We start from the raw sequence: 7,464 nt of genomic DNA, 5'->3' as shown, positions 1-7,464 counted from the left end.
ACCACCCGGTGGACCGCTGGGCCAAGCCGGAAGAGTTCGTGGAGCCCCCCCCCCCCCCCCCGACCACCCCCCCCCCCCCCCCCCCCTCCCCCCCCCCCCTCCCCCCCCCCTCCCCCCCCCCCCCCCCCCCCCCCCCCCCCCTCTGCCCCCCCCCCCCCCCCCCCCCCCCCCCCCCTCTCCCCCCCCCTCCCCCCCCCCCCCCCCCCCCCCCCCCCCGCCGCGTGAAACCCGTGCGGACCCTACTCGCCGGTCTTCTCGGCGAGGGTCACCGTGACCGTCTGGGGCTGCCCGTCCCGGACGTAGGACAGGGTCACCCGCTGGCCCGGCTTGAAGCCGCGGACCGCGCCGACCACGGTGGCGGCCTCGTCCACGACCGTGTCGTCGATCTTCGTGATCAGGTCGCCCTGCCTGATGCCCGCCTCGGCCGCGGGGCTGCCCTCGGTGACCTGGCCGACCAGGGCACCGCCCGCGTCGCCGGTGGCGTCGGTCACGCTCACGCCGAGGAAGGCGTGCGAGACCGAGCCGTCCTTGATCAGTTCCTGGGCGACCTGGTTGGCGGTGGTGATGGGGATGGCGAAGCCGACGCCGATGCTGCCCTCGCCGCCGTTGGTGGCGATGGCCGTGTTGATGCCCACCACCTGCCCGGCGGCGTTGACCAGCGCGCCTCCCGAGTTGCCCGGGTTGATCGCCGCGTCGGTCTGGATGGCCCCGCCGATGGTCGTGGGGGCGGCGCCGCCCTGCTGTTCCTGCCCGCCCCAGCCGGGCGGGAGCTGCTGCTGCCCCTGGCCCCCGCCGACGGTCAGCGTGCGGTTCAGCGCGCTGACGATCCCCGCGGTCACCGACCCGGACAGGCCCAGCGGGCTGCCGATGGCCAGGACGGGGTCGCCCACCTTGAGCCGGTCGCTGTCGCCGATCGAGGCCTTGGTGAGGCCGGAGACGCCCTGCGCCTTGATGACCGCGAGGTCGGTGGCCGGGTCGGTGCCGACGATCTCGGCGGTGGCGCTCTTGCCGTCGCTGAACCTGACGGTCACCCGGTGCCCCTCGCCGCCCTGTCCCCCGGCCGCGACCACGTGGTTGTTGGTCAGGATCAGGCCGTCGGAGGAGAGCACCACCCCGGAGCCCTCACCCCCACCGGCGGCGGTCCTGACCTCGATGGACACCACGGACGGCTGGACGGCCTCGGCGATGTCGGCGACCGTCGTCACGTTGCCCACCCGGCTGACGACCGGGCCCGACGACGAGACCGCCGCGACGGGCTCGTTCAGGGCCGTCGCGGCGAAGGCCCCTGCAACCCCGCCGCCGAGGGCCATGGCCGCCAGCGCGAGCCCGGCCCCCACCTTCTGTCCCGCGCTCAGCCGCCCCCGCGGCGCGGGCGCCCCACCGGACGCGCCGTGGGCGCCCCAGGCCCCGGGCGTCCCGTGCCCCCCGTACCCGCCGTGCCCGCCGGTGTGCCCGGGAGCGTCGGCGCCGAGGTGCTCGGGCACCGGGTGGATCAGCGTCGGCTGCGGCGCGGTGTCGTCGGTACGGGAGCGGTAGGCCCCGGCCCGCGGCGGTTCCTTGCCGAACTGGGTCCATCCGTCGTTCCGGGGGGTCGCCTCGGTCGGTGTGGCCTGCTGCTCGTTCCTTGTCGGGTCCATGTCTTCCCCCACGTCCCACATCCCCCCGGTTCGACGGGGTGGAAACCGGTGTCCACCGGTTGAGGAAAAGCATGCCCGACGACGCGTAAGACCTGGTTAAGCGTGTGATCGGGATGATCGCCTTCTCCTGACAACGGCTTTATCAGCCGTGCTCGGAGCCCTGTCCGAGGCCGGAGATCGGGCCCGGGAAATTCTCCGGGACGGCCGCGGAGCCGGTGACCGGGCCCGTCGGCGCGGGCCCGGGACGCGCCCGGGCCCGCCTCGTTCCTCCGTCCCGCCGTCCGCGGACGCCCGCCTCCGCCCCCGTCCGGCGCGGCCCGGCCCGGCCCCGGTCACGATCGGGGCCGGGCGGGGGCGCGACGGCCGAAGGCCCGGAGGCCGGACAGGGGCGCGACGTGACGGCCGGGTGCCCGCCGGAGAGCCGGTCGGTGCCCGCTAGAAGGTGAAGCCCTGATCCGTGCCGTTCCCCTGCGTTCTCTCCAGTTCGGCGCCCAGGCCGGGCACCAGGCGTTCGAGGGCCTCGTGCCATTCCCGATGACGTCCGGGGTGTTCCACCATTGCTCCGCACGTCCTGCACATGAGTGGCTGGGGTTGCGTCATGTGAGATCCCTCCGGGATAGACGACCGACGGCACCGGCCCACGGCGGTACGACGCCTTCCCGAACGCCTTTCCGCCGGACCCGGTTGAACGGATCTTCCCTTTCGGGCGGGTCCGGAACCGGATGTTCGGGGACGCTTTCTCCCGTACGGGCTACGCGCGAGCCGGTGAGAACCGCGGGGAGCACCGGGATCCGTCCCCGCCCGTACCGGGAACATGGTCAGGACGACGGCGTGGCGGGCCAGTACTCGTCGCGCAGCAGGCGCTTGTAGAGCTTCCCCGTCGGGTGCCGGGGCAGCGCGTCGCGGAAGTCCACCGACCGGGGGCACTTGTAGACCGCCAGGTGGGCCTGGCAGTACTCGATCAGCTCGGCCTCCAGCCCGGGGCCGGCCATGTCCATGGAGGTCGGCTGGACGACGGCCTTGACCTGCTCGCCCAGCTCCTCGTCGGGTACGCCGAAGACGGCCACGTCCGCCACCTTGGGGTGGACGGACAGGACGTTCTCGGCCTCCTGCGGGTAGACGTTGACCCCGCCACAGATGATCATGTACGAGCGGCGGTCGGTGAGGTAGAGGAAGCCCTCCTCGTCGACGTAGCCGATGTCCCCCAGGGTCGTCCAGCCCCGGCCGAGCGGGTCGCGGGAGGACATCGTCTTGGCCTCGTCGCCGTGGTAGACGAACTGGGGGCCGTCGGAGAAGTAGACCGTGCCGTGCTCGCGCGGGGGCAGCTCGTTGCCCTCCTCGTCGCAGATGTGGACGACGCCGAGCAGGGGGCGGCCGACGGTGCCCTTGTGCTCCAGCCAGTCCTTCGAGCCGACGTACAGGAAGCCGTTGCCCTCGGTCCCGGCGTAGTACTCGTGGACGATCGGCCCCCACCAGTCGATCATCCGCTCCTTGACGGGGATCGGGCAGGGGGCGGCGGCGTGGATGGCGCAGGCCAGCGAGGACAGGTCGTAGCGGGCGCGGGTCTCGTCGGGCAGCTTGAGCATCTTGATGAACATGGTCGGCACCCACTGCGAGTGGGTGACGCGGTGGCGCTCGATGAGCGCGAGCGCCTGCTCGGGGTCGAACCTCTCCATCACCACGATCGTGGCGCCCAGCCGCTGGAAGCTCATGGAGTAGCGCAGCGGGGCCGCGTGGTAGAGCGGCGCCGTGGAGAGGTAGACGCTGTCGGCCGAGGGCGCGAACAGGAACTGGATGAGCTGCAGCAGCGGCCCCGGGGTGTCCAGCGGGGCCGCGGACAGGGCGGGCTTGACGCCCTTGGGACGGCCGGTGGTCCCGGAGGAGTAGAGCATGTCCGCGCCCTGGCACTCGTCCTCGACGGGCGTGGCGGGACGGGCGGCGACCGCCTTCTCGTACGGCTCGAAGCCCGGGACGGTGCCGTCCAGCATGAGCCTGAGTTTGACCCTGGGGGTCAGGTCGGTGACGGAGGCGGCCACGTCCGCGAGCGCGGCCGAGGAGATGAAGACCTGGGCCTCGCAGTTGTCGACGATGTAGGCGAGCTCTTCGGTCTTCAGCCGGGAGCTGATGGCGGTGTAGTAGAGGCCGGAGCGGTGCGCGGCCCAGGCGACGGCCAGGAACAGCGGGTGGTTCTCCAGCATGAAGGCGATGTGGTCGCCCGGCCGCAGCCCGGCGGAGCGGAAGAGGTGGGCCAGGCGGTTGGACTGCTCGTCCAGCTCGCGGTAGGTGACGACCCGCCCGGACTCCGCCATGATCACAGCGGGTTTGTCCGGCGATACTGCTGCGATGGCTCCCGGGTGCATGAAACCGAACATTACTCGGTTCGGGGTGCACTGAGAAGACCCGCACGTCACGGAGCCCGGCCCCCGCGAGGGGACCGGGCTCCGTTCGTCATCGGTGCGGCGGCGTCACGTCACGGGCCGGTCCCGCGCAGGGGCCGGGCTCCGCGTGCCCGAGGATCAGGCGTGGTGGTAGACGGGCTTCCAGCCGCTCTGGTAGCCGTTGGGGTGGCCGTGGTGCCCGCGGCTCACCTTGACGTAGATGTGCTCGGCGTTCTTGCCCTCGAAGGAGTAGGAGGCCGGCTTCTTCGAGCAGTTCTTGAAGCGGGTGACGTCGGTCGAGCCGTCGAAGTTCACGACCTTGAAGGTCTCCCACGCGCAGGAGTGCTTCGACCTGCCCCACCACTTGTGGTTGGTGAGCGTGCTGTCGACGGTGTAGTGGTATTCGTGCACCCACTTCCACTGGTGCTTCTTGTACCACTTCTTCACCCAGACGCACTTCTTCTTGCCGTGGTACCAGCCGCACTTCTTGACGAGCTTGGAGTACTTCTTCCAGTACCAGTGCTTGACGGCCTTCTTCTCCACGGTGACCTTGCCTTCGGCCTCCGCCCTCTCGTCACCGGAGGTGTAGGGCCCCCAGGTGTCGGAGAAGTAGGGAGCCGTCACGGCGGCGTTCTGGACGGGGGCGGCGGTCTCGGCGTTGGCCATCGCCGGGGCGCCCGTCGCGAGCAGGGCCGCCGCTCCGGCGCCCAGAATGATTCGGGTGGCGAATCGCATGTGAGGGGTTCCTCTCGGGTGTGAGGATTTTGTCTCCCCTGTTGTACGACGTCCCGATTGCCCGTTACTTTCACTTCGCTTGAAACCCGAGGTCACTCCATTGATCACTTTCCTTTTTGCTGGACAAATCCTGGAATATCGCTAAAAGGCGGCCCGATCGCGGTCGGCCGGAGCGGCGGGATTCCCCCGGCGGGACGACGGACGGCCCGTCCCCCCGGGAGATCTCCCGGGGGGACGGGCCGTCACGGTGACCGCGGGATCAGGCGGCGGTGCGCTCGCTCGTCCCGGTCGTCCCGGCCGTCCGAGCCGGGGTGAGCGCGATGGCCAGGACCTCGCGCACGTCGCTCACCGTGTGCACGGTGAGCTCGTCGCGCACGGCCTGCGGCACGTCGTCCAGGTCGGGCTCGTTGCGCGCCGGGATCAGCACGGTGGTGATGCCCGCCCGGTGGGCGGCCAGCAGCTTCTGCTTGACCCCGCCGATCGGCAGCACCCGGCCGGTGAGGGAGACCTCACCGGTCATCGCCACGTCGGCGCGGACCTGCCGCCCGGACAGCAGCGAGGCCAGGGCCGTGATCAGGGTGACGCCCGCGGACGGGCCGTCCTTGGGAACGGCTCCGGCCGGGAAGTGGACGTGCACCGAGCGGTCCTTGAGGGACCCGACCGGCAGCTCCAGCTCCGCGCCGCGCGAGCGCAGGTAGGACAGGGCGATCCTGGCCGACTCCTTCATGACGTCGCCGAGCTGGCCGGTCAGGGTCAGGCCGGTGTCGCCGGTCTCGGGGTCGGCCAGGGACGCCTCCACGTAGAGGACGTCGCCGCCCGCCCCGGTGACCGCCAGCCCGGTGGCCACGCCGGGCACCGCCGTACGCTGGCTGGACTCGGGAAGCGAGGACTCCGGCACGTGACGCGGGCGTCCCAGGTAGGGCACGAGGTCGCCCACCTGCACGGGCAGCTCGCCCTCGCCGAGGGCGACGTTGGCCGTCACCTTGCGCAGGATCCTGGCGATCGAGCGCTCCAGCGACCGGACCCCGGCCTCGCGGGTGTACTCCCCGGCGAGCGAGCGCAGCGCGTCCTCGCCGATGACGACGTCCTCGGCGGTGAGGCCGGCCTTGTCGAGCTGGCGCGGGAGCAGGTGGTCGCGGGCGATGGCGACCTTCTCGTCCTCGGTGTAGCCGTCCAGCGTGACGATCTCCATGCGGTCCAGCAGCGGGCCGGGCACGGACTCCAGCACGTTGGCGGTCGCCAGGAACAGCACGTCGCTCAGGTCGAGCTCGACCTCCAGGTAGTGGTCGCGGAAGGTGTGGTTCTGCGCCGGGTCGAGCACCTCCAGCAGCGCGGCCGTCGGGTCGCCCCGGTAGTCGGAGCCGACCTTGTCGATCTCGTCGAGCAGCACGACCGGGTTCATCGAGCCGGCCTCGCGGATGGCCCGGACGATCCGGCCGGACTGCGCGCCGACGTAGGTGCGCCGGTGGCCGCGGATCTCGGCCTCGTCGCGGACGCCGCCGAGGGCGACGCGGACGAACGTACGGCCCATGGCGCGGGCCACGGACTCGCCGAGCGAGGTCTTGCCGACCCCGGGGGGACCGGCCAGCGCGAGCACGGCTCCGCTGCGGCGACCGCCGACCACGCCCAGGCCCTTCTCGGCCCTGCGCCCGCGGACGGCCAGGTACTCGATGATGCGGTCCTTGACGTCGTCGAGGCCGGTGTGGTCGGCGTCCAGGACGGCGCGGGCCGCGGCGATGTCGTAGGAGTCCTCGGTCCGCTCGTTCCAGGGGATGTCCAGGACGGTGTCGAGCCAGGTGCGGATCCAGCCGGTCTCGGGAGACTGGTCGGAGGTCCGCTCCAGCTTGTCGACCTCCTTGAGCGCGGCCTCGCGCACCTTGGCGGGCAGGTCGGCGGCCTCGACGCGGGCGCGGTAGTCCTCCTCCTCGGAGGCGGAGGTGTCGCCGTTGAGCTCGGCGAGCTCCTTGCGGACCGCGGCCAGCTGCTGGCGGAGCAGGAACTCGCGCTGCTGCTTCTCCATGCCCTCCTGGACGTCCTTGCGGATCGTCTCGGCCACGTCGAGCTCCGCCAGGTGCTCGCGCGACCACTCGACCAGCATCGCGAGGCGGTCGGCCGGGTCGGCGGTCTGCAGGATCTCGGCCTTGCGCGGGGTGCTCAGCCAGGGGGCGTAGCCGGAGTTGTCGGCCAGCACCGAGGGGTCGCTCATCTGGTTGACCGCGTCGACGACCTGCCAGGCGCCCCGCTTCTGCAGGATCGTGGTGGCCAGCGCCTTGTACTCCTTGGCGAGCTCGTGGGCCCGCTCACCGGCCGCGATCACGGGGATGACCGTGGCCTCCACCCACAGGGCCGCACCCGGGCCGGTCGTGCCGGTGCCCACCCGCACCCGGTCGGCACCCCGCACCACGGCCGCGGGCTCCCCTCCGGGAAGCCTTCCCACCTGCTCGACGATCGCCCGCACGCCCACCGAACCGTACCGGCCGTCGATCCGGGGAACGAGCAGGACCTCGGGCTTGTTCTCGGCGAGAGCCTGCGCCGCGTCGATCGCGGCCCGGACCTCGGGCTCGGACAGGTCAAGCGGGACCACCATGCCCGGCAGCACGACCTCGTCGTCGAGCGGCAGGACCGGGAGGATCAAGCTCTCACTCATGTGAACTCCAAGGGTTGAGTTATACAGGCTCAATTAATGGGAGCCCCAGAATGTTCCCGAGGATGAG

5 protein-coding genes are annotated in these 7,464 nt (G+C 71.8%); all 5 read right to left on the bottom strand.

The window, feature by feature from the left end; all coding sequences use genetic code 11:
• Positions 1-239 precede the first annotated feature (239 nt).
• Positions 240-1,637 (bottom strand): S1C family serine protease, encoded by a 1,398-nt coding sequence (locus tag ACZ6RT_RS06445; protein WP_470152452.1) that lies wholly within the window; start codon positions 1,635-1,637, stop codon positions 240-242.
• Positions 1,638-2,072: 435 nt separating this feature from the next.
• The gene (locus tag ACZ6RT_RS06440) at positions 2,073-2,195 is read right to left on the bottom strand and encodes a hypothetical protein (RefSeq protein ID WP_399194045.1); all 123 of its coding nucleotides are present in this window, start codon (positions 2,193-2,195) and stop codon (positions 2,073-2,075) included.
• 260 nt (positions 2,196-2,455) lie between these two features.
• Positions 2,456-3,997 (bottom strand): acyl-CoA synthetase, encoded by a 1,542-nt coding sequence (locus ACZ6RT_RS06435; protein ID WP_470152451.1) that lies wholly within the window; start codon positions 3,995-3,997, stop codon positions 2,456-2,458.
• Positions 3,998-4,153: 156 nt separating this feature from the next.
• Positions 4,154-4,750: a hypothetical protein gene (locus ACZ6RT_RS06430; RefSeq protein ID WP_399194049.1), complete on the bottom strand. Its 597-nt coding sequence runs from the start codon at positions 4,748-4,750 to the stop codon at positions 4,154-4,156.
• 259 nt (positions 4,751-5,009) lie between these two features.
• On the bottom strand, positions 5,010-7,397 hold the full coding sequence (gene lon / locus ACZ6RT_RS06425) for an endopeptidase La (protein WP_399194051.1): 2,388 nt from the start codon (positions 7,395-7,397) through the stop codon (positions 5,010-5,012).
• Positions 7,398-7,464 lie beyond the last annotated feature (67 nt).

The sequence above is a fragment of the Streptosporangium sp. NPDC050148 genome (assembly GCF_055586505.1).
The sequence above is the reverse complement of the archived record's forward strand: the minus strand, read 5'-3'. Positions and strand labels throughout refer to the sequence as shown.

Coding starts and splice junctions, on each gene's coding strand:
- ACZ6RT_RS06440 (WP_399194045.1), bottom strand. CDS start 2,195: ATGGTGGAACACCCCGGACGTCATCGGGAATGGCACGAGGCCCTCGAA.
- ACZ6RT_RS06430 (WP_399194049.1), bottom strand. CDS start 4,750: ATGCGATTCGCCACCCGAATCATTCTGGGCGCCGGAGCGGCGGCCCTG.
- ACZ6RT_RS06435 (WP_470152451.1), bottom strand. CDS start 3,997: ATGCACCCGGGAGCCATCGCAGCAGTATCGCCGGACAAACCCGCTGTG.
- lon (WP_399194051.1), bottom strand. CDS start 7,397: ATGAGTGAGAGCTTGATCCTCCCGGTCCTGCCGCTCGACGACGAGGTC.
- ACZ6RT_RS06445 (WP_470152452.1), bottom strand. CDS start 1,637: ATGGACCCGACAAGGAACGAGCAGCAGGCCACACCGACCGAGGCGACC.